Below are 19903 nucleotides of genomic sequence, written 5' to 3' on the forward strand. Positions count from 1 at the left end.
TAACGAATGCAATGGCCGTCAGGTGGTGGTTTTTTGCCCCACCAGATCGGCCAGCATCACGCTGGATTCGTCCAGCCGGCTGGCGAGGATGCGCGCAATATTGCGGTAGATGATGTGCGCGCTTTCGGGATTTGAGTCCACCAGTTCCCGATAGAAGCGCATGGTGACCGCGTCACCCGTGGCACGCACTGTGGCGGATCGCAGATGGTTGCCGACCTGCGCCATCTCGCCAAAGCAGCTGCCGGCGCTGAGGCGGGCCAGTTCAACCACTTTGCCATTCGTGTTCTTCTCGACCAGCACCTCACCGGCGATGAGGACGAAGAATGAGTCGCCGATATCGCGCTCCTTGAACACCACCTCGCCTGCCTTCACCGGAAAATACTCTGCGACGGCGAGCGTGCTCATCAGGCAGTCCGGCGTCATGCCGCTGAAGATCGGCACCTTTTGTTTGATCTTCTGAACGATGGCCCGGTCGAGCTTGATGCCTGTCGGCCGCACGAGCACTTCCGCGCGGACATTTTCGGCAAACATTTGGACAATGGCGGGATCAACCTTCATGGCCGCCAATGGTACACGGCCCAAATTCCGCGTTCGAGGCTGAAATCAATTCGTTACACAATGGGGGTGGTCCCAACAAGCTGCCAGAGGCACCCTATACTTTGTGACAGCTACTTACCGAGAGTCCCCCGCGCTACCCACCACGATCCCCGTCAAAAATAAGCGAGCTTCTTATGACCATCAATGTGAATATCGATCTTGGCTACGAGTTTGAAGTCAAAGCCAGCGCCACCGAAGTCTTCGACGTTCTTGCGGACGTGCCCACCTCGGCCAGCTTCTTTCCCAAAGTCGACAAACTGGTGGACCTCGGGGGTGGCGCCTATCGCTGGGAAATGGCCAAAATTGGCATCGCCCAGATCAACCTGCAAACGATCTACGCCTCAAAGTACGTTTCCAACAAGGCCAAGGGCAGCATCGTCTGGACGCCCGTCAAGGGTGAAGGCAATGCCCTGGTGTCTGGCAGCTGGAAGATCACCGACAAGAAGAAATCCACCCACATCGTGCTGCAGATCACGGGGGACCTCACCATTCCCCTGCCCGGCCTGATGAAGATGGTGATTGCCCCCGTAGTGGAGGGGGAGTTCGAGAAAATGATCGAACAGTACATCGCCAACCTGACCAAGCGCTTTGGCGGCGAGGTCTGATCCGGCCGCGCAACCTACGCCGGCGGTGCGGCGGAGAATCCGTACAAGCGCTCGGGCGGCAAGCGCATGAGCATCGCTTTGTCGGTCACGCTGGCCACAATCGCAAACGCGCTCTGCCCCGTGTCATGCCTCAGCGTCCGTGCGACGGCATGACCGGCGGTGTCCGTGATGGAGGCCACAATTGGCGCGCGCGCGTTGCCCGTTCGCTGCACCACAAGGCCGAGTTCACCTGAGGCGAGTCTGACGAAATCACCGGGCGGATAGATCCCGAACTCCTTGATGATGGCCGTCGATATCGGCCCGCCCTTGTCCTCGCGATAAAGTTCGCGGATCGCCACCTGCGGCGACAACGCCTCACGCAAGGCACGCGGGCTGATCTTCGCCATGAATACATCGGCCACCCGCAATGCCACGGCCAGTTCATCAAGCTCGGTGCAACCCAACGGATAGCCGCTTCCATCAGGTCGCTCGTGGTGCTGGGCTATGGCAGTCAGCCAGTCCGCATCGGCAACCCCCACCTTCTCCAGCAGTTCAACGGCTTGGGCCGGATGCCGGCGAATCGCCTCCCGTTGCTTGTCTTTCATCGGGACATCCTGCCCCGCCATTTGTCCCTGCAAGTCAAGCACCGTCAGGTTCATGGTCAGCGCCGCCTTGACCAGGCTCATCATGCGGTCCGGTGGCCATTCAAGATGACGCGCCATCAAGACGCACAGCGTGGCGGTATGCACCGAGTGGTAGTACCCGTAGTAGAAATTCTTGGCGTTGTCCTGGCGAACAATGCGGTAAATCGCAATATCCGCACCCAAGTCAACCAGCTCCACTAGATGACGCGCAAACTGATCCAGACGCGCGGCGAAATCCGGCTGTTGCGCCACCTCGCCCAGCAACTTGTGCAACTCGTCGGTGGTCCGGTCCCACAGGTCAAAGAGATTGGGCGGCGACACGATGGCCTTGGGTTGCGCAGGCTCGGCCTCCCGCGCCAACGCCTTGATTTCCTCGACATCGACAAAAGCGCCGCGCTGCAGCAAAAGCTCAAGCTGATGCTCGCTTTCGATGACATGGCCCTTCGACAGCAACAACAGACACTGCTCATCGCGCACGTTCCATGGCAAGGGCAGTCCGACCTGGACTTTCGCGCGCGGCAGTCTCAGCATTTTCATGGTCGAAGCCCCTCCATGTGGATCGCGGGACATCCAGCCTGCGTGAAGTCAGGAACATACGCCATGCTGTTCAGTGTATCCGGCTTGCTATATTTTGGATAGCTATCAGCGCTTATTCCGTGAGGGCTAGACCCCGATATTGCTTCAAACAATCACGACCTCAACCGCTTCACCCCGGTCACACCGGCCATCACCACCGCCCCCGCCACGATGCCGGCAACGGCGTCGAGCGCCAACGACACAACCGGCTGCAGGGCCGCGCCGGCGACCAGGCTCAGATGCTCGATCACGCCGTGTGCGCCCGGAATGCCGTGCGTCAGAATGCCGCCCCCGACCAGAAACATGGCGGCAGTACCGGCAATCGACAGTCCTTTCATGAAGTAAGGCGCCGCAATAAGAATGCCCCGCCCTGCACTGCGCTGCAGGCGAACCGCCACGTTGTCGCCGGCCCTCTGGCTGAGGTAGAGTCCGCCATCGTCGAGCTTGACAATGCCGGCTACCAGGCCATAGACGCCGGCCGTCATCGCCACGGCAATGCCAGTGAGCACGGTCACCTGGGTCACCAGCGGGCTTGCCTGCACGGTGCCCAGTGTGATGGCAATGATCTCGGCCGACAAAATGAAATCGGTGCGCACAGCGCCCTTGATTTTTTCTTTCTCCAGCGCAACAAGGTCTATGGACGGGTCAGCCAGCGCCTGTACCAGTTCCTCGTGGTGAACTGCGTCCTCGGCGCCGCTGTGGAAAAACTTGTGGGCCAGTTTCTCAAAACCCTCAAAGCACAGAAAGGCACCGCCAACCATCAAAAGCGGGGTCACCGCCCAGGGGATAAACGCACTGATGGCCAATGCCGCTGGCACCAGAATGGCCTTGTTGACAAACGAGCCTTTGCACACGGCCCAGACCACCGGCAACTCGCGGTCCACCTTCACGCCCGACACCTGCTGGGCATTGAGGGCCAGGTCATCACCCAACACACCCGCGGTTTTTTTGGCGGCCACTTTGGTCAGCAAGGCCACGTCATCGAGTACGGTGGCAATATCGTCAATCAGTGCAAGCAGGCTACTGGCCATGGTTCAACGCTTTCATAGAGTGGGTGCAACGCACAAGCGCAGATTGTCGCCGCTGTGCACGAGCGCCGGCTTAAACCAGCTGGGGCCCGGATTCGGCCGATAATCACCCCCTTGTTGGACGCCTCCAACCCAGAACTTTTTTCGGGACCTTCCTTATGCATCGTGTCGCCATCAGCAGTACCGGCCTCTATATTCCGCCTGAGGTCATCACCAATGAAGAGTTGGTGACGGCCTTCAACAGCTTCGCTGAAAAGGAAAACGCGGCTCACGCAGCCGACATCGCGGCCGGCACGCGCCAGCCCATCCCCATGTCAAGCGTCGAGTTCATCGAGAAGGCGTCCGGCATCAAGCGCCGGTACGTGATGGAGAAGACCGGCGTGCTGGATCCGCAGCGCATGCGTCCACGCCTGCAGACCCGTCCTGATAGCGAGCTTTCCCTGATGGCCGAGATTGGTGTGGCGGCTGCGCGGGATGCGCTGGCACGTGCGGGCAAGAAGCCCGAGGACGTTGACGGCGTCATCTGCGCCGCGGCCAACATGCAACGGGCCTACCCGGCCATGGCTGTGGAAATCCAGACCACGCTGGGCATCCAGGGCTTTGGCTTCGACATGAACGTGGCCTGCTCATCGGCCACCTTCGCCATCGAGATGGCGGTCAACGCGGTCAAGACCGGATCGGCCCGGGCCATCCTGGTGGTCGATCCGGAAATCACCTCACCCCACCTGGCCTGGAAAGACCGGGACTGCCATTTCATCTTTGGTGACGTATGTACCGCCATCCTCATTGAGCGGCTTGAGAACGCCCCGCCCGGCGCGTTTGAGGTCATTGGCACCCGCCTGCTCACCACGTTTTCCAACAACATCCGCAACAACGCGGGCTTCATGTCGCGTAGCGAGGACCGCGACCCTGACGACCGGGACCAGCTTTTCTATCAGGAAGGACGCAAGGTCTTCAAGGAAGTCTGTCCGCTGGCGGCCGAGCACATCACCAGGCACCTCGCTGAGCATGGCCTGACGCCCACCGGGGTGCGCCGTTACTGGCTGCATCAGGCCAATCTGGCCATGAACCAGCTGATTGGCCGAAAACTGCTGGGGCGCGATGCCACAGCAGACGACGCTCCAGTGATTCTTGACGAATTTGCCAACACCGCCTCCGCGGGCTCGATCATTGCCTTTCATCGCCACCACGATGACATCAAGGCTGGTGAGGTGGGTGTGATCTGCTCCTTCGGGGCCGGCTACTCCATCGGCAGCGTCGTGGTGCGCCGCACCTGATTCGCGGCGCGATCAGCTCAGGTCGCGCTTCAGCCGGATTTCTTCCACCTTGACCGAGCCCATGGGCACGGTCTTGATGCTGGTCATCTCGCGTTTGAAGCCCGCCAGGTCGTGAAAGCGCAGCGCCCGCTCATTGCCCAGTGGCACCCACAGCGTCACCTTGTTGCAACCTTCTTCCAACAGGCCTTCGCGGGCCGCGTCCCACAGGGCCAGGCCAACACCCTTGCCCCAGTACGAGGGAGCCGCGTAGATCGCCCAGATCTCGCCCATGGTGTTGGGTGTGCCCTTGTCACGCGAACGGTCGAAGCCGACAAAGCCGACGACTTGCCCGTCATCGACCGCGACAAGGACCTGAGGTTCGATGAACTCAATGGCGTCACGCCAGTAGGCCTGGCTTTTCTCGATGGAGACGGCGGGCATCTGCTCACCTGGCACGACGCTCTTGAAGGCAGCCTGACTGGCACTGACGTGGATTTCGGCAATCGCCTTGGCATCGCGCAAGGTAGCGGGGCGGACTTCGTAGTTGGACGTACTGGACATGAAGAATGCCCGGGCGAACCAGGCGAATAGTAAAAATGGGAGTTGGATTGTCGCCGCAATCTTTTCCCTCAGTCGCCCAAGCTGCATTCCGATCGCATCAAAGTCAAAACTAGTTGGTATCGATAAATACCATGCAGTTCATATGGATACCTTACGGTATGTATATTCCACCCACGCCACATTTTTGGCGTCAACACTGCATCAGTCATTTTTGGAGATATTCATGAAAAAGACCCTCATCGCATCCGTTCTGGCTCTTGGCGGCGCGTTTTCAGTCCAGGCCAAAGACATCGTTGACACCGCCGTTGGCGCCGGCAACTTCAAGACGCTGGCCACGGCCCTGACCGCGGCTGGCCTGGTGGACACCCTCAAGGGCAAAGGCCCCTTCACCGTGTTTGCACCCACGGACGCCGCATTTGCCAAGATCCCCAAAGCGGATCTCGACGCATTGCTCAAAGACAAGGCCAAGCTGACGACCGTGCTGACTTACCACGTGGTGCCAGGCAAGGTCATGGCAGCGGATGTGAAAGCCGGCAAGGTCAAGACCGTGCAGGGCTCGGAGTTGACCGTCTCCACCATGGACGGCGTGATGGTGGACGGGGCCAAGGTCACCGCCACCGACATCGTGGCCGACAACGGTGTGATTCACGTCATCGACAGCGTGATTGTTCCGCGCTAAGCGCCCACGGAATGGCCGGAACGCACGAAACATGTTCGATCCGGCCATTCCAGGCAGATTACAACGGATTCTTGCGTGAGGTAAGCGCGATACTTTCTCCAGAACCTGACACTGGAGACACCCCGCATGAACCTCACCGAATCCCTGCTGCTGGCGCTGAAGGCGCACGGTGCCCGCCAGATCTTTGGCATTCCCGGCGACTTTGCGCTGCCCTACTTTCGAATCATCGAAGAATCGAAAATCCTGCCGCTGTACACCCTGTCGCACGAACCCGGCGTGGGCTTTGCCGCCGACGCGTCGGCGCGCATCCAGGGCGGTCTCGGTGTGGCCGCCGTCACCTACGGCGCCGGGGCGCTGAACATGATCAACTCGGTGGCGGCGGCCTTCGCCGAGAAATCCCCGCTGGTCGTGCTCTCCGGCGGGCCCGGCAAGGGCGAATCACGCTCCGGGCTTCTGCTGCACCATCAGGCCAAGACGCTCGATTCCCAGTTTCAGATCTTCAAGGAAATCACCTGCGACCAGGTGCGCCTGGATAACGCAGCGCGCGCGCCGGCCGACATCGCCCGCGTGCTCGCCAGTTGCCTGCGCCGATCCGAGCCGGTCTACATCGAGATTCCGCGCGACATGGTGGCCATGCCCTGTGCACCGGTCACCCCCGAAATCGAACTGCCGCCAGACCAGGACGCGCTCAATGCCTGCGTGGACGAGATTCTCGGTCGCCTGTCTCAGGCCAGGTCACCGGTGCTGATGGCGGGCGTCGAAGTCCGCCGTTACGGGCTTGAAGACAAGGTCGCCGCGCTGTCGCGCCGCCTCGGTGTGCCAGTGGTGACCAGCTTCATGGGCCGCGGCTTGCTGGCCGACCAGAATGCACCCCTCGTGGGAACCTACATGGGCGTGGCGGGTTTTCCGGAAGTCACCCAGCTGGTCGAAAGCTCGGATGGCCTGTTCCTGCTCGGCGAGATCATCTGCGACACGAATTTCGCCGTGTCCGAGACCAAGATCGACATGCGCAAGACGATCCAGGCGCTGGATGGCCGGGTCACCATCGGCTATCACACCTACTCGCAATTGCCGCTGGCGGCGCTGGTCGACCGCATGCTGGAGCGTCTTGGCGCGGACGAAAAGGTTTTCTCCGTGCAGCGTCAGACCTTCCCGCATGGACTGCTGGCCGATTCGGCCACGATCACGCCGACCGACATCGCCACCGCCGTCAATGATTTGATGGCGGAGCACGGCAAGATGCCGATTGCCTCGGACATGGGCGACTGCCTGTTTACCGCGATGGAGATCGAGCACACGACGCTGGTCGCTCCCGGCTACTACGCGACTATGGGTTTCGGCGTGCCTGCCGGCCTGGGTCTGCAGGCGGCGACCGGCCAGCGGCCGCTGATCCTGGTGGGCGACGGCGCGTTTCAGATGACCGGCTGGGAGCTGGGCAACTGCAAGCGCTACGGCTGGGACCCGATCGTGCTGCTCTTCAACAACGCCAGCTGGGAGATGCTGCGCACCTTCCAACCCGAGTCGTCATTCAATGACCTGGGCCACTGGGGCTTTGCCGAGATGGCGGCCGGCATGGGCGGCGATGGCGTGCGGGTCAACACGCGCGGCGAACTGAAGGCAGCGCTGGACAAGGCGATGGTCACGCGCGGGCGCTTCCAGCTGATCGATGTGACGATTCCAAGCGGCGTGCTGTCGGCAACGCTGGCGCGCTTTGTGGCGGGGGTCAAGCGGCTCAACGCCGTCAAATAGACACTGGTTCAGTGCAGGCTTTGGGGTATCCCGGACGCGGTCATCACGGAGGTCAGCGAGGGGGGCAACAACGTAACGCCATGATGGCTTGATGGAATGCGTCCAGGCACTCCGCCATGGTATAGCGCGCCGCCGGCGTAGCAGTGCCAATTCCGCGAAGGTAGGTACTGGCAGGAGGGTGAATGGAGTCAGCATCACGTCGACAGACCAACTGTCACGTCAAGGCTTGGGCCACTGGAATGCAATGTTACTACTGTCGCCATGCTGATCATCTCTCATCCGTCCAAAACTCCACCCCAGGGCCTTGGTGACCTCGGTCACCGTCGCGGTCACGACGGCGCTTGACGCCAGGTCAGCATTCTGCGCCTCACGACTCAAACGCCTGCGCAGCAACGGACTTTAAAACAAGATGGGCGACGGGATAGCGCCTGATCATGTCGCGTCTGGCGTATGCCCCGGTGTCAGGCCGGTCAGTTCTTCGATCATGAAGGTGCCATAGTGTTGCGCTGAGACCGCCTTCGTCGCACGCGCCACTGCAGCGACCCGTTCGGCCTGCGCGTCGTCGGGGGCGTGCACGACCAGGAAACTGCATCCGTTTTCGGCCAAGACTCCATGCGCCTTGACCAGGTCCAGTTCATAGCCGAAGGATGCGAGCGGACTCGCAGTTTGCAGGTTCGCCTCGACTTGGACCGTCATTTCCGCTGGCGTGTAGCGGACCATGGTCGAGTCAGCGAACCCCTGCTCAAGCAAGGAATTCACCGCCGCCTGCATATCAGCAGCGGAGCGAAATGCGATCACGGTGGATCCCACTGGCTTGAAGACCCCAAATGCTTGTGGGGGATCAGTCTTATCCATGCAAATCTCCTGTGAATTGTCCAGTAAATCTAAGGCAACGGTTCTCTGGAAAGCCCGAAGCCTCACATGGAAACGACAGTAAGGCATCGACCGAAAGCCGTCTGTGCGGCACCGAACGCAGCAACTTCTCCTTGCCTGCTACCCGGCCAATTGATCTCTTCTTGTCAATAGCCTTGCCTCAAGAAAAATCCGCGTTGCCTGTGAATTCCGTTTCGTTCCCCGTTGCTGCGTTCGCCTGCGCACAGACGCCCGGCAAGGCTCGCGCAAGGATGAGGGACCGAATCTACGGTGCCTTCAGGAGATTGAGATGCTTAGTCAGATCGAGAAAGAATGCCTTGTTGCGTGTAACGAATGTGCCGCCGCCTGTCTTCAGTGTGCCAGCGCCTGCCTCAAGGAGGACGATTCCAAAGCAATGGTTCGCTGCATCGCGCTGGACATGGAATGCGCCGACATTTGCCGGCTTGCCGCGGCGTCGATCACGCGCGGCGATGAGCACATGAAGGCCGTGTGCTCCCTCTGCGCCGAGGTGTGCCACTCGTGCGCAACTGAGTGCGCCAAGCACGCGATGGTGCACTGCCAGCACTGCGCCGAGGCCTGCCAGCGCTGCGCCGACGCTTGTCGAGGCATGGCCTGACAATTTCCCGCCCTTCACGCAGGGTGAGATCGATGGACCGGCGGCATCGGTACACCAACGAAATGGCCCGATTCAATCAGTGGCGCATCGGCGAAAAAAATTCCACGCCGCTGGCCTACGGCGTGCAGCGCGGCGACAAGACGCACGCGTTCACGCCATGCTGATGTCTTTGTCATCACCAACCGAGGCCTGGATGATTTCCCGTGCGATCGCAGTCTCCTCCTCCGTCCGGGCATCGACCACCGGCACAATTTGACCGCTTGCAATCGCATCGCGAACCAGCGCCGATAACCACCCCTCCTTGCCCTCCTTGTTCCCGGCGTCGGGTGCTGGGCTGGCCACGGCGGTTCCGATGGTGCCGTCCACGACTATGTCTTTCAGCACCGCGTCACTTTCTGCTTTCGGTACGGGTGCGGACGCAGCCGAGTCGGCTTCTAAAATCTGCAGCCGTTCGCGCGCCAGTCCCCGCCCAAGGCGCGTGGAAAATGCGCTTCTTGCATCGTCACGGTTGGCAAAAAAACCCATAAGTGGGGCGGTATTCGTTCATGGTATTTCTCCTTGGCAAAACCCGTGCAGGACGGAACCGCGTTCAAATTGTCTGGAATGCCTTAACACGTCTGTGGGTCGTCGTACAAGCGGGGTGGACAAACTGGCCACTTTGACCGCGGACGGGACATGCGTGACTGCGTGGAAGCGTTCACGATCCTGGCGCGCGCATCAGTGCGATGAGCGGCGGGACGCAGAACCAAAGGATGAAGGTGAGTGCCAACACAATTGCGCCGTCGATGCGTTCGGGCATTTCACCCGCCGTGAATCGGCGCAGCCGCCGCACCAGCCAAACGCCATGGACAGCGCCGCCAGCGGCGCTCCAGCCCAGCAGCGCGGCCATATCCGGTCGGGCCACTGACAACAGCGCCGCGAGGGCTGGCGCAGCGACGGTTGCCCCCATTGCCAGACGCGCGGTGCTGCGTTTGCCCAGGATGACCACGAGCGTGCGCTTGGCAGCAGCCTGATCGGCATCGCGGTCTGGGCAACCAGCGAGCAGTATCGAAGGCAACACCGATAGCCCCAGGGGGAGCGCCAGCAGCCATGGCAGGCTGTCCGCCCAGCCGCCGCCCTGCGCCACGTAACCAGCCATGATTGCGCCGGCGCTGTGGGTAAGCGCCACATCGAGTTCGCCGAATCCGCGGTGCGAGAGCTTTAGCGGCGGGACGGTGTAGATCAGCGCGAGCGTGGCGAACACGGCATACAGCGCGGCGATCGCGATGGCCGATGCTGCTGGGGCGGCCGCGAGCAGGGCGACCAGCGCCGCCAATGCGGCCAGGAGCGACAGGCCGATTCCCTTGCGCATCGCCGCGCGGTCGAGCCGGCCATCCACCAAAACGCGCGAGCCGCCGGTGAACGGTCCGGCGTTTTGATTGCGCCGGTCGCTGTCGAAATCGAACCAATCGTTGAGGAAGACGGTCGCCACTTCGAGCAAGAACAGGGTAAGGTAGCCGAGCAGGTACGGTGCCATGGACATCGGTTTGCCCGCGCCAGCTGTGAGCGCGCCGACGGTGTAGGCGATCCACGTCATCGGGTAGAACTGCAGACGCAAGGCGGCGAGCCATGCAAAGAGCCGTTGCAGACGGCGCTGCGCTGGGGAGAGTGCGCCGTGAATCAGGCGCGAACCGCTGGACCGCGCGCGGTCCAGCCATCGGTTGCGTTGCGAGATGTCGGAGGCGACGACCGGCCCAAAGGTATCGACGCGCGCGGTGCGCAGGCCGCAATAACCGAGTGTGGCGCGCGCCAGCGCCTGGCGTCCCGGTGCCCGATAGACGAGCCGGTAGATGAGCGGCGGCGTGTCCATCGTCGTGATCAGGTCAACCGTGCGGCCAGCGAGCAGCTTGTCCCATTTGTCATGTGTGACATGGCGAAAGGCGAACCCCGGCGTCAGGACGCGGTCGAGGAAGCCCTTGAGCAGGGCCGGGAAGGTGCCCCACCACGTCGGGTAGATGAACACCAGGTGCTCCGCCCAAGCGATGTCGTGCTGGGCGCGCACGAGATCAGGCTCCAGCGGCTGCAGCTCGGGCGAGACCGTGTGGACATCCGGATCGAACCTCATCTCGCTCAGGATCAGCTCCCGGTACTCCGCGCCAGCTTGCCGCGCCCCCCCGGCATAGGCATCAAAAAGTGCGCCGCACAGGCTGTCGCGGCGAGGATGGGCGAGGATCAGCAGACAGCGCATAGACAGGGCATTCCAAGCTGGCGACGACCGATCAGGCGGTCTGCTTTTTCACCCAGGAAACGTAGAGGTTCATCCAGTCCTGAAAGAACTTCTTGCTGTCGTCGCCGAAGTTGCCGGTCTCGTCGAACAACCCATCCTTGGCATGAATGAACGCTTCAGGTTGACCCAACGTGGACACATCCAGGTACGCAAGAATGTTACGCAAATGCTGCTGTGCCATGGACGTGCCGATGGCGCCAACCGAAGCCCCCAACACGCCGGCGGGCTTACCCTTCCAGGCACTTTGGCCATACGGGCGAGAGGCGTGATCGATGGCATTCTTGAGCACACCGGGCACCGAACGGTTGTATTCAGCCGTGACAAAGAGAAGCCCCTGCGAAGCTGCGATTTCGCCCTTCAATCGTTTGACGGACTCGGCCGGGTTCGCGTCGTCATCCTGGTTGTACAGCGGCAGGTCGCCGATTTCTACTTGCTTGAACAAGAACTCCGATGGCGCCAACTTCACAATGGCGTTGGCCAATTTGCGGTTGAACGAATCGCGACGAAGGCTGCCAACAATAACTGCTATCTGGTATTGGGTCATGATTTTTCTCCTCTGAACGTGGATGAAGCCTGTAAAGCGCCCGAGCATCATTCTGGGTGCCGGGTCAACAAGACATGGTGACGCGGAAACAGCCTGCTCCCCGCCAAGTGTCACAAGGCACGATACCGATGGACTGCACCTCAGTCTGTGCGGTGAACCACGCAGCGCGATTGCCCGGGCTGCTTACTTTGGCCGCGCACGCGACAGGCGTGGCTGCACCGCCACGTCCCGGTCCAGCGCCTCGTGACAGGTCGCATCGCGCTCGTCGCTTCCCGCTTGAGCCCCATGGTTTATGCGCCTTGAGGGGGTCCGTCTTTGCGTTCTCTCAATATGTAACTTTTTAACGCCTGATTGAATACGCAGTTGGGAGTGGCTCTTTCTCGAGGAGGCCTGATCAACTCCCATCAACTTTAGGAGTAAGCATGATCAACAAAAACCAGGTCAAGGGCGTAGTTAAAGATGTCGCCGGCAAAGTCCAGGAAGAAGCAGGGAAATTGGTTGGCAACAAGGAGCAAGAAGCGAAAGGTTTGAAAAAACAAGCCGAGGGCAAGGCCGAAAAGGCGCTTGGGGATGTCAAGGAAGTCGCCAAGGATGCCAAAGAGGCCCTGAAGGATGCTGTCAAAAAACAATAGGAAATTTTCTGCAAACCACGAATGGCGCGTACCCGAGCCCAGGGACCTTGGGCGAATTTGTCAGTGAACCGACTTCTCAGGTGTGAGTGTTCTCCTGAGGATCTTGACGCCATCCGTGCCACGATTTTTCAACTTGAAAGGATTTCCCATGAACCGCTCGATGCTGATTCTGGCGTTGCTTGCCACACTGACACTGGCCGCCTGTGACAGGAAGCCCACTGTCATCACTGTTCCCGCCGCGCCCGTCGCGGTGCCCGGACCTGCAGGTCCGCAGGGCGCCACCGGCGCCCAAGGCAGCGAGGGCAGTCAGGGGGCAACCGGCAAGTCCGGCGATGGCACCACCGTGATCGTGATGCCCCCCGCTTCAGCGCCGGCGAACTGAGCCTACCTAGTCACAACTTCAAGGAAAAACCATGAGTCTGGGAACCATACTGTTGATTGTCCTGATCCTGATGCTGATCGGCGTCTTTCCGACCTGGCCGCATAGCAGCAGTTGGGGCTACGGGCCCAGCGGTGTGTTGGGAGTGGTGGTGGTGATCATTGTCGTGATGCTATTGATGGGACGGCTATAACGGCTATTCACGCTCTGCAGCCGAACTGGACTGGCTGCAGCTGTTGACCGGTGAATGCCAACGGTCAACTATTTTCCCGACTGTCGGCTGTGCAGACGCTGACTCTCGGGTGCGGCAATGGGATGGGCGCTAGCGGCCAACAATAGTCATGTCAAAGGTTCAGGACATATAGCCCTTGTCCTTCTGCATATTCTTTGCCCCTGCGTCGCTATGGACTCATGTCATTTGCGGCCCAGATAGCATTTTGTGGAGAAGGGATATTGATTCCCAGCTTGATTTGATTGCCGAGGGGAGAAGCAAGCCGCCAGAGCGTTTGACTTCGCTGTGGTCCGTGCGCGCTCTACTCCTTTGGTTGGCCCTCGCCTGCTTGCTTCCCGGCTTAATTGGCGCTGTCGTCCTGTTTGTTCATCGATATCAAGTCGAACGCGATCAACTTCAAAAAACCACGATGCAAACGGCCCACGCCCTGGTCCAGACGGTCGACGCGCAACTGAGTAAAGCCCAGGTTGTGGCGCAGGCGCTCTCGACCTCCAGTTATCTTGCAACGCAGGACTTTGCAGGGTTCCATCGCAGGGCACTTGAACTGCTGCAACAAGCGGACATCGGCAGCAACATCGTTCTGAGCGACAAAACCGGGCAGCAAATTGTCAACACCCTGCGCCCTTTTGGAGAACCTTTGCCCCGCCATGGCAATCCCGAGCAACTCCGTCGCGTCTTCGCTACTAGACGGTCGGTCGTTTCCGACATCTTCCTCGGCGGCATAACGAGACGCCCCGTGATCAGTATCGATGTCCCGGTGTTGTCGAACAGCAAGGTTGTTTATGTCCTGAGTATCGGACTCGTCCCGCAGCACCTCACCGACATCCTGCGCGGCCAGCACTTACCGCCGGACTGGGTGGTCGGCGTTTTCGACCGCACGGGCACGACTGCTGCACGAACGCATGCCCCTGAAAAGTTCGTTGGGCAGAAGGGTCCCGTGGAACTTGTCCAGCGCATGCTGGCAGTGCCCGAAGGTTCCCTCGAAATCGTAACGCAAGAAGGGATCCCGACCCTTACCTTCTACAGCCGCTCGCCCCTCACAAATTGGAGCGTAGCCATCGGAATTCCCCGCCAGAGTCTGGAAGCGGAGCTGATGCGCACCGTCAGCCTCCTGGGTCTGGGCATTGCGATTCTGTTCGGCGTGGGCATCGGTCTGGCCTGGCGCATGGGCGGCAGGATTGCGAGCTCGGTTAACGCGCTGACGGCCCCGGCGATTGCCCTGGAAGCGGGTGAAGCGGTGGTTGCTTCCCAAGTCCACTTCCGCGAAGCAGATGCGGTCGCCCAGGCTATGGCGCGTACTGCGCGGCTATTGATGCAGCGCACGCAAGCGCTCCGTGAGAGCCTTGCAACGCTGCAGGAGCGCGAGGCCGAATTGGCGAAAGCGCAACGTATCGCTCAGCTCGGCAGTTGGCACTGGGACGCCAGCACTGACGCCGTCGAAGGGTCTGAGGAACTGCACCGGCTATTTGGGCGCGAGGTCATCCCGCCGTTTGCCGAACAGATGGACACCATTTATCCTCGTGCGGCGTGGCAGCAGCTGAACGCCGCGTTCCAGGAAGCAGTAGGAACTGGCATCGGTTACGACCTGGAAGTACCGGCGCTCCGCGGGGACGGCAGCGCGATGTGGCTCAATGCACGCGGTGAAGCGGTACGCAATGCCCGCGGTGAGGTCGTGGGATTGCGCGGCACGGTGCAGGACATCACCGAGCGCAGGCAGGCGGAGAGCGCGCAGCGTCTGGCAGCCTTGCTGTTTGCCAACATTCAGGACGGCGCGGTCGTGACCGACCCGAGTGGCACCATTCTGGCGATCAACCCGGCCTTCACCGCCATCAACGGCTACGCCGAGGCCGAAATGCTGGGGCAGAACATGCGCCGCCTGCAGTCCGGACGGCATGGCGCAGACTTCTACCAGGAAATGTGGCACGCCATTCTGACCACGGGCGGTTGGCAGGGCGAAATCTGGAATCAGCGCAACAACGGAGAGCTCTATCTGGCACGGCTTTCCATCAAAGCCGTGTATGACCGAAGCGGCAAGGTGGTCAACTACGTCGGCACGTCTTCCGACCTCACCCGCCTCAAGCATGCCGACCACATGGAATACCAGGCCCACCACGACGTGCTCACCGGCCTGCCCAACCGCCTGTTACTCGTGTCCCTGCTGGAACATGCCCTGGAGGCCAGCAAACGCCACCATAGCCAAGTGGCCGTCCTGTACTTCGACCTTGATCATTTCAAGGCGGTCAATGACACGTTGGGACACACGGCTGGAGACGAGCTGCTGCAAAAGGTGGGCCTGCGGCTCGTCGCGCATGTGCGCGACATGGATACCCTGGCGCGACTGGGCGGCGATGAATTCGTGGCGGTGCTGGAGGATGTCGAAGGGCCCGAAGGCGCCGCGAAGGTGGCCCGAGAATTCGTTCGACTGCTCAACCAGCCCTTTGTCATGGCTTTGGGGCAGGAAGTCTGCATTGGTGGCAGCGTTGGCATTGCAATGTTTCCCATGGACGGCGACAACGCCGAAATCCTCTTGCAGCGTGCGGATGCAGCACTCTACCGGGCCAAGGCGGCGGGGCGCAATACCTACCGCTTCCATTCGGGGTGAGCGGCAACCTGACCGCGTGAGTTCTCCGCATCGTCGTTCACACTCTTCCTGCCGTTGGCGACAGCCAAGACATGACTGCAAATATCAACCCTCCACCCAGGCAAATTCACAAGTGAAATGCCTCAGGTACTGCGGCTGTTTGGTGATGCGCACACCCCGGATGCTGGCGGCTTTTTGCTTCACCTCATCAATCACCTCGGCGGCGTAGTCGAAGTGCGACTGGGTGTACATGCGCCGGGGGAAGGCGAGGCGCACCAGTTCCATGCTGTGATAAGTCTCGGTGCCGTCCGCCAGGCGCTTGCCGAACATGACCGAGCCGATCTCGACGCCACGGATGCCGCCTTCCAGGTACAGCGCATTGCACAGCGCCCAGGCCGGGTAGTGCTGCACCGGCATGTCCGGCAGCACGGTGCGGGCGTCGATGTAGACCGCATGGCCGCCGGTGGGCTTGACAAAGCCCACGCCAGAGGCTTCCAGCCGCTCGCCCAGGTATTCAGCAGTGCGCAGACGATAGCGCAGGTAGTCTTCCTGCATGCCCTCCTCCAGCCCCACGGCCAGTGCCTCCAGATCGCGCCCGGCCAGGCCGCCGTAGGTGGGAAAACCTTCGGTCATGATCAGCACGTTGCGCACGGCGTCCATCCACTCTTCGCTGCGCAGCACGATGAAGCCGCCGATGTTGACCATGCCATCCTTCTTGGCGCTCATGGTGCAGCCGTCGCAATAGGAGAACATCTCCTGCACGATGTCGCGGATGGACGTGTTTTCATAACCCGGCTCGCGCATCTTGATGAACATGGCGTTCTCCGAGAAGCGGCAGACGTCCATGATGAAGGGCTTGCCATGCTGCTTCAACAAAGCCGCGTAGGCCCGGATATTGGCCATGGACACCGGCTGGCCGCCACCGGTGTTGTTGGTCACGGTGATCATGCCAAACGGGATGCGCTCGCCCTGAGTCTTGAGCAGCGCCTCGACCCGCTGCAGATCGATATTGCCCTTGAACGGATAGATCAGCGCCGGCTGCAGGCCTTCGGGAATCACCAGATCGACTGCCTCGACGCCGATGTATTCCAGGTTGGCGCGGGTCGTGTCGAAGTGGCTGTTGTTGGGCACCAGGTCGCCCTTTTTGCAGACGGCAGTGAACAGCACCTTCTCGGCCGCGCGTCCCTGATGCGTCGGCACGAAGTGCTTCATGCCGGTGATGCCCTGAATCACCGCCTCCAGCCGGTAGAAGCTGCGCGCCCCGGCGTAGCTTTCGTCGCCCTCCATGATGGCGCCCCATTGCCTTGACGACATCGCGCCGGTGCCGGAATCGGTCAGCCAGTCGATCAGCACGTCCTCGGCGCGCAACTTGAAGACGTTGAGCTTGGCCGCTTCCAGCAGTTCCTCCCGCTCAGGCCGGGTGGTCATGCGGATGGGCTCGATGCTCTTGATGCGAAAGGGTTCAATCAGGGTTTTAGGCATGGCGGTGAAGTCGTAGTTGCGGATGGAGACGCGAAGTTATCACTGCCGAAATCACCGTGGTGTCGGGTATTGCCAACAGCCCGAAAAAATGCCGGGTCCTGCGCGCCTGCGCGGATCACGAAGAATTTATAAGAAATCGGCCCCTGGCCCACGTGAAATAAGCGTTAGTAGCTATCGAAACTATAGCAGATGTGCAGCCGTTCTTTCCGTACAGACCGCATTCCGGCAGGTCGACTGTCCCGGCGGCTTCGGAAGGCGCATGGGTGCAAAATTCAGGGACTCGATTCCCCATTCAAGTCTTACCCCATGCTTCGTTCTCTCGTTCGCTTTCATTTCATCGCCCTGCTCGCATGGCTGCCCCTGCAGGCCGTCTCTGCACCCAAATTCGAAGACACCATGGCCCAGCGCACGCTGGCCTGCACGGCCTGCCACGGCAAAGCAGGTCGTGCCGGGCCGGACGGCTATTACCCGAGGCTGGCGGGAAAACCGGCCGGCTACCTGTACAACCAGCTGTTGAATTTTCGGGACGGCAGGCGCCACTACGGTCTGATGACGGGCATGGTGGACCCGCTCACCGACGCCTATTTGATGGAGATCGCGCAGTACTTCTCCAAACTCGATCTGCCCTACCCTGCGCCCCCGCCCGCCGTGGCAACGGCACAGGTACTGGAACGGGGCCGCATGCTGGCGACGCAAGGTGACGCCAGCCAGAAGATACCGGCATGCGTGCAGTGCCACGGCCCCGCGCTGATGGGCGTGGCCCCCAACATCCCCGGCCTGCTGGGCCTGCCGCGTGACTACCTGAGTGCCCAGCTCGGCGCCTGGCAAACAAGGCAACGCCGCGCCGCCGCCCCCGATTGCATGGCAAAAATTGCCGGGCAACTGACGACCCAGGACGTGGCGGCCGTGGCCCACTGGCTGGCCGCACAACCCATGCCCGCCAACACCAAACCCCTCACGGCCCTGCCGCCCGCCCCCCATGGCGCACAGCGCATTGACTGCGGCAGCGCGCCCTTGCCCGACAAGGCGACACCCGCCGTGGCAGCGCCGGCCAAGCCCACCACGCCCCTGCTCGCCCAAGGCGCTTACCTGGCCCGGGCCGGCAACTGCATGGGCTGCCATACCGCGCGCGGCGGGACGCCATTTGCGGGTGGTCGCCCCATCGAAACGCCTTTCGGCACGGTGTTCTCCAGCAACCTCACATCCGACGCCGCCACCGGCATTGGCGGCTGGTCTTCCGCTGATTTCTGGCAGGCGATGCATGACGGCCGCTCGAAAGACGGCCGCCTGCTGAATCCGGCTTTTCCGTACACCAGCTTCACCCAGGTCACCCGGGCGGACTCGGACGCTCTTTTCGCCTACCTGCAGACACTGCCACCTGCCAGCCAGCCCAACACCGCCCACGCCTTGCGCTGGCCCTTTGGCACGCAGAGTGCCATGGCCGTCTGGCGTGCCCTGTATTTCACGCCCGGCGTTTACCAGGCGGACGCCGCGCGGTCCGCCGAATGGAATCGGGGCGCCTACCTGGTGCGCGGCCTGGGGCACTGCGGCAGTTGCCACACCCCGCGCAACGCGCTGGGCGCCAGCAACAGCGGGTTTGATCTGGCGGGCGGCATGATTCCGATGCAGAACTGGTATGCCCCGTCCCTGATGTCCAGCCTTGAAGCCGGTGTGGCTGACTGGAGCCCGCAGGACATTGCCGCGCTGCTCAAAACGGGGGTATCGCCGCGCGGGTCGGCCGCGGGCCCGATGGCTGAGGTGGTGCGCAACAGCACGCAATACCTGTCCAGCGAGGATCTTGGCGCGATGACCGGGTTTTTGAAGTCCTTGCCGGCCACGCCAGAGGCGCCGCGTGCCGAGCAGGCTGCGCAGAGCGCGCCGTCAGTGGCTGTGCCGGGCATCGGCGCCAAGCTGTATGAAACCCATTGCGCGCAATGCCACGGCAACCGTGGCGAAGGCGTCCGTGGTGCCTATCCCCCGCTGGCGCAGAACCGTGGGGTCACCCTGTCCGACACCTCCAACCTGGTCCAGATGGTGTTGTACGGCGGCTTTGCACCCGCCACAGAAGGCAACCCGCGGCCCTTTGGCATGCCGCCGTTTGTGCTGCAGTTGAATGACAAGAGCACAGCGGCGGTCTTGACCTACATCCGCAATGCCTGGGGCAACAAGGCATCCCAGGTGACCGAACTCGAAGTCAACCGGGCGCGCGGGCCACACGCCCGGTGAGCAGAATGCGACGCTGCCGCCTGCCCTCGAAGGCGGTAGACTTTGCGCAGGATGATGCCGTCCTGCGTGGATAATCAAATGTTCCGGCCTCAATTCGATTGGCTGGACATGCAACTCAGGAGCTAAAAATGGCAAAAGGTCAGCAAAGCCAAAAAATGGTGAAGAAACCGAAGAAAGACACCGCACCGCCCAAGCCGGTGTCCCCCGACGCAGTGCGCCCCACGGTCACCACCGTGGTGCCAGTGCGCGGCAAACTGAAAAATGCGCCAACTCGCGGTTAGTGGCCCGATTCGGCACCTTGTCTGCCGATGCAGTCTGGTTTGAGGTGAAACACGGGAAACCACCGCGCGTATGACCACACCGTCCAAACGCAGGAGATCTCTCCTGCCCCCGCCAAA

General features: G+C 61.4%; 20 protein-coding genes. 11 read left to right on the top strand and 9 right to left on the bottom strand.

The window, feature by feature from the left end; translation table 11 throughout:
- Positions 1–18: 18 nt before the first annotated feature.
- Positions 19–558 carry a cyclic nucleotide-binding domain-containing protein gene (locus Q7T10_RS03175; RefSeq protein ID WP_304745830.1) on the bottom strand — a complete coding sequence of 180 codons (540 nt, stop codon included), beginning with the start codon at positions 556–558 and terminating at the stop codon, positions 19–21.
- A 173-nt stretch (positions 559–731) separates the two neighbouring features.
- On the opposite strand from Q7T10_RS03175, the gene Q7T10_RS03180 reads away from it, so the two are divergent.
- The gene (locus tag Q7T10_RS03180) at positions 732–1202 is read left to right on the top strand and encodes an SRPBCC family protein (protein WP_304745833.1); all 471 of its coding nucleotides are present in this window, start codon (positions 732–734) and stop codon (positions 1200–1202) included.
- A gap of 14 nt (positions 1203–1216) precedes the next feature.
- Here the strand turns inward: Q7T10_RS03180 and Q7T10_RS03185 are convergent, their stop codons facing one another.
- Positions 1217–2362 carry an HD-GYP domain-containing protein gene (locus Q7T10_RS03185; RefSeq protein ID WP_304745835.1) on the bottom strand — a complete coding sequence of 382 codons (1146 nt, stop codon included), beginning with the start codon at positions 2360–2362 and terminating at the stop codon, positions 1217–1219.
- Between the two features lie 152 nt (positions 2363–2514).
- A complete protein-coding gene (locus Q7T10_RS03190) occupies positions 2515–3432 on the bottom strand; it encodes a DUF808 domain-containing protein (RefSeq protein WP_304745837.1) in 918 nt (305 codons plus the stop codon).
- A gap of 155 nt (positions 3433–3587) precedes the next feature.
- On the opposite strand from Q7T10_RS03190, the gene Q7T10_RS03195 reads away from it, so the two are divergent.
- Positions 3588–4706, top strand: coding sequence for a beta-ketoacyl-ACP synthase III (locus tag Q7T10_RS03195; protein WP_304745839.1), 1119 nt, complete (start codon positions 3588–3590; stop codon positions 4704–4706).
- A gap of 12 nt (positions 4707–4718) precedes the next feature.
- Here the strand turns inward: Q7T10_RS03195 and Q7T10_RS03200 are convergent, their stop codons facing one another.
- A complete protein-coding gene (locus Q7T10_RS03200; protein WP_304745841.1) occupies positions 4719–5246 on the bottom strand; it encodes a GNAT family N-acetyltransferase in 528 nt (175 codons plus the stop codon).
- Positions 5247–5469: 223 nt separating this feature from the next.
- Here Q7T10_RS03200 and Q7T10_RS03205 point away from each other — a divergent pair, with 223 nt between their 5' ends.
- Positions 5470–5925, top strand: a complete 456-nt coding sequence (locus tag Q7T10_RS03205; protein WP_304745843.1) for a fasciclin domain-containing protein — start codon at positions 5470–5472, stop codon at positions 5923–5925.
- A 126-nt stretch (positions 5926–6051) separates the two neighbouring features.
- On the top strand, positions 6052–7674 hold the full coding sequence (gene ipdC, locus Q7T10_RS03210) for an indolepyruvate/phenylpyruvate decarboxylase (protein WP_304745845.1): 1623 nt from the start codon (positions 6052–6054) through the stop codon (positions 7672–7674).
- Positions 7675–8106: 432 nt separating this feature from the next.
- Here the strand turns inward: ipdC and Q7T10_RS03215 are convergent, their stop codons facing one another.
- Positions 8107–8529, bottom strand: coding sequence for a hypothetical protein (locus Q7T10_RS03215; protein ID WP_304745847.1), 423 nt, complete (start codon positions 8527–8529; stop codon positions 8107–8109).
- A gap of 307 nt (positions 8530–8836) precedes the next feature.
- Between Q7T10_RS03215 and Q7T10_RS03220 the strand changes: the two genes are divergently transcribed.
- Positions 8837–9163, top strand: a complete 327-nt coding sequence (locus tag Q7T10_RS03220) for a four-helix bundle copper-binding protein (RefSeq protein WP_304745849.1) — start codon at positions 8837–8839, stop codon at positions 9161–9163.
- Positions 9164–9313: 150 nt separating this feature from the next.
- Here Q7T10_RS03220 and Q7T10_RS03225 read toward each other — a convergent pair whose 3' ends face one another.
- The 3 genes from Q7T10_RS03225 to Q7T10_RS03235 all read right to left on the bottom strand — a co-directional run bounded on the left by Q7T10_RS03225 (position 9314) and on the right by Q7T10_RS03235 (position 11973).
- Positions 9314–9688 carry a hypothetical protein gene (locus Q7T10_RS03225; protein ID WP_304745851.1) on the bottom strand — a complete coding sequence of 125 codons (375 nt, stop codon included), beginning with the start codon at positions 9686–9688 and terminating at the stop codon, positions 9314–9316.
- 172 nt (positions 9689–9860) lie between these two features.
- A complete protein-coding gene (locus Q7T10_RS03230; RefSeq protein ID WP_304745853.1) occupies positions 9861–11390 on the bottom strand; it encodes an NAD(P)H-dependent oxidoreductase in 1530 nt (509 codons plus the stop codon).
- A 31-nt stretch (positions 11391–11421) separates the two neighbouring features.
- Positions 11422–11973 (bottom strand): NADPH-dependent FMN reductase, encoded by a 552-nt coding sequence (locus Q7T10_RS03235; protein WP_304745914.1) that lies wholly within the window; start codon positions 11971–11973, stop codon positions 11422–11424.
- A gap of 425 nt (positions 11974–12398) precedes the next feature.
- On the opposite strand from Q7T10_RS03235, the gene Q7T10_RS03240 reads away from it, so the two are divergent.
- The 4 genes from Q7T10_RS03240 (at position 12399) to Q7T10_RS03255 (ending at position 15818) form a co-directional block, all read left to right on the top strand.
- The gene (locus Q7T10_RS03240; RefSeq protein ID WP_304745916.1) at positions 12399–12605 is read left to right on the top strand and encodes a CsbD family protein; all 207 of its coding nucleotides are present in this window, start codon (positions 12399–12401) and stop codon (positions 12603–12605) included.
- 148 nt (positions 12606–12753) lie between these two features.
- Positions 12754–12987 carry a hypothetical protein gene (locus Q7T10_RS03245; protein ID WP_304745855.1) on the top strand — a complete coding sequence of 78 codons (234 nt, stop codon included), beginning with the start codon at positions 12754–12756 and terminating at the stop codon, positions 12985–12987.
- Between the two features lie 31 nt (positions 12988–13018).
- Entirely contained in the window at positions 13019–13177 is a 159-nt protein-coding gene (locus Q7T10_RS03250; RefSeq protein ID WP_304745857.1) for a DUF3309 family protein, read from the top strand.
- A 175-nt stretch (positions 13178–13352) separates the two neighbouring features.
- Entirely contained in the window at positions 13353–15818 is a 2466-nt protein-coding gene (locus Q7T10_RS03255; RefSeq protein WP_304745859.1) for a diguanylate cyclase domain-containing protein, read from the top strand.
- A gap of 84 nt (positions 15819–15902) precedes the next feature.
- Here Q7T10_RS03255 and Q7T10_RS03260 read toward each other — a convergent pair whose 3' ends face one another.
- Positions 15903–17279, bottom strand: a complete 1377-nt coding sequence (locus Q7T10_RS03260; RefSeq protein WP_304745862.1) for a tryptophanase — start codon at positions 17277–17279, stop codon at positions 15903–15905.
- A gap of 933 nt (positions 17280–18212) precedes the next feature.
- Between Q7T10_RS03260 and Q7T10_RS03270 the strand changes: the two genes are divergently transcribed.
- Both Q7T10_RS03270 and Q7T10_RS03275 read left to right on the top strand, forming a co-directional pair.
- A complete protein-coding gene (locus Q7T10_RS03270; RefSeq protein WP_370653720.1) occupies positions 18213–19505 on the top strand; it encodes a c-type cytochrome in 1293 nt (430 codons plus the stop codon).
- 128 nt (positions 19506–19633) lie between these two features.
- Positions 19634–19786 carry a hypothetical protein gene (locus Q7T10_RS03275; RefSeq protein ID WP_304745864.1) on the top strand — a complete coding sequence of 51 codons (153 nt, stop codon included), beginning with the start codon at positions 19634–19636 and terminating at the stop codon, positions 19784–19786.
- Positions 19787–19903 lie beyond the last annotated feature (117 nt).

Source organism: Rhodoferax sp., assembly GCF_030646845.1.
In the GTDB taxonomy this organism is placed as follows: Bacteria; Pseudomonadota; Gammaproteobacteria; order Burkholderiales; family Burkholderiaceae_C; genus Rhodoferax.

Excerpts from the sequence above, each read along its gene's own strand:
- Q7T10_RS03175 (WP_304745830.1), bottom strand. The coding sequence starts at position 558 with ATGAAGGTTGATCCCGCCATTGTCCAAATGTTTGCCGAAAATGTCCGC.
- Q7T10_RS03180 (WP_304745833.1), top strand. The coding sequence starts at position 732 with ATGACCATCAATGTGAATATCGATCTTGGCTACGAGTTTGAAGTCAAA.
- Q7T10_RS03185 (WP_304745835.1), bottom strand. The coding sequence starts at position 2,362 with ATGAAAATGCTGAGACTGCCGCGCGCGAAAGTCCAGGTCGGACTGCCC.
- Q7T10_RS03190 (WP_304745837.1), bottom strand. The coding sequence starts at position 3,432 with ATGGCCAGTAGCCTGCTTGCACTGATTGACGATATTGCCACCGTACTC.
- Q7T10_RS03195 (WP_304745839.1), top strand. The coding sequence starts at position 3,588 with ATGCATCGTGTCGCCATCAGCAGTACCGGCCTCTATATTCCGCCTGAG.
- Q7T10_RS03200 (WP_304745841.1), bottom strand. The coding sequence starts at position 5,246 with ATGTCCAGTACGTCCAACTACGAAGTCCGCCCCGCTACCTTGCGCGAT.
- Q7T10_RS03205 (WP_304745843.1), top strand. The coding sequence starts at position 5,470 with ATGAAAAAGACCCTCATCGCATCCGTTCTGGCTCTTGGCGGCGCGTTT.
- ipdC (WP_304745845.1), top strand. The coding sequence starts at position 6,052 with ATGAACCTCACCGAATCCCTGCTGCTGGCGCTGAAGGCGCACGGTGCC.
- Q7T10_RS03215 (WP_304745847.1), bottom strand. The coding sequence starts at position 8,529 with ATGGATAAGACTGATCCCCCACAAGCATTTGGGGTCTTCAAGCCAGTG.
- Q7T10_RS03220 (WP_304745849.1), top strand. The coding sequence starts at position 8,837 with ATGCTTAGTCAGATCGAGAAAGAATGCCTTGTTGCGTGTAACGAATGT.
- Q7T10_RS03225 (WP_304745851.1), bottom strand. The coding sequence starts at position 9,688 with ATGGGTTTTTTTGCCAACCGTGACGATGCAAGAAGCGCATTTTCCACG.
- Q7T10_RS03230 (WP_304745853.1), bottom strand. The coding sequence starts at position 11,390 with ATGCGCTGTCTGCTGATCCTCGCCCATCCTCGCCGCGACAGCCTGTGC.
- Q7T10_RS03235 (WP_304745914.1), bottom strand. The coding sequence starts at position 11,973 with ATGACCCAATACCAGATAGCAGTTATTGTTGGCAGCCTTCGTCGCGAT.
- Q7T10_RS03245 (WP_304745855.1), top strand. The coding sequence starts at position 12,754 with ATGAACCGCTCGATGCTGATTCTGGCGTTGCTTGCCACACTGACACTG.
- Q7T10_RS03250 (WP_304745857.1), top strand. The coding sequence starts at position 13,019 with ATGAGTCTGGGAACCATACTGTTGATTGTCCTGATCCTGATGCTGATC.
- Q7T10_RS03260 (WP_304745862.1), bottom strand. The coding sequence starts at position 17,279 with ATGCCTAAAACCCTGATTGAACCCTTTCGCATCAAGAGCATCGAGCCC.
- Q7T10_RS03270 (WP_370653720.1), top strand. The coding sequence starts at position 18,213 with ATGCCCGCCAACACCAAACCCCTCACGGCCCTGCCGCCCGCCCCCCAT.
- Q7T10_RS03275 (WP_304745864.1), top strand. The coding sequence starts at position 19,634 with ATGGCAAAAGGTCAGCAAAGCCAAAAAATGGTGAAGAAACCGAAGAAA.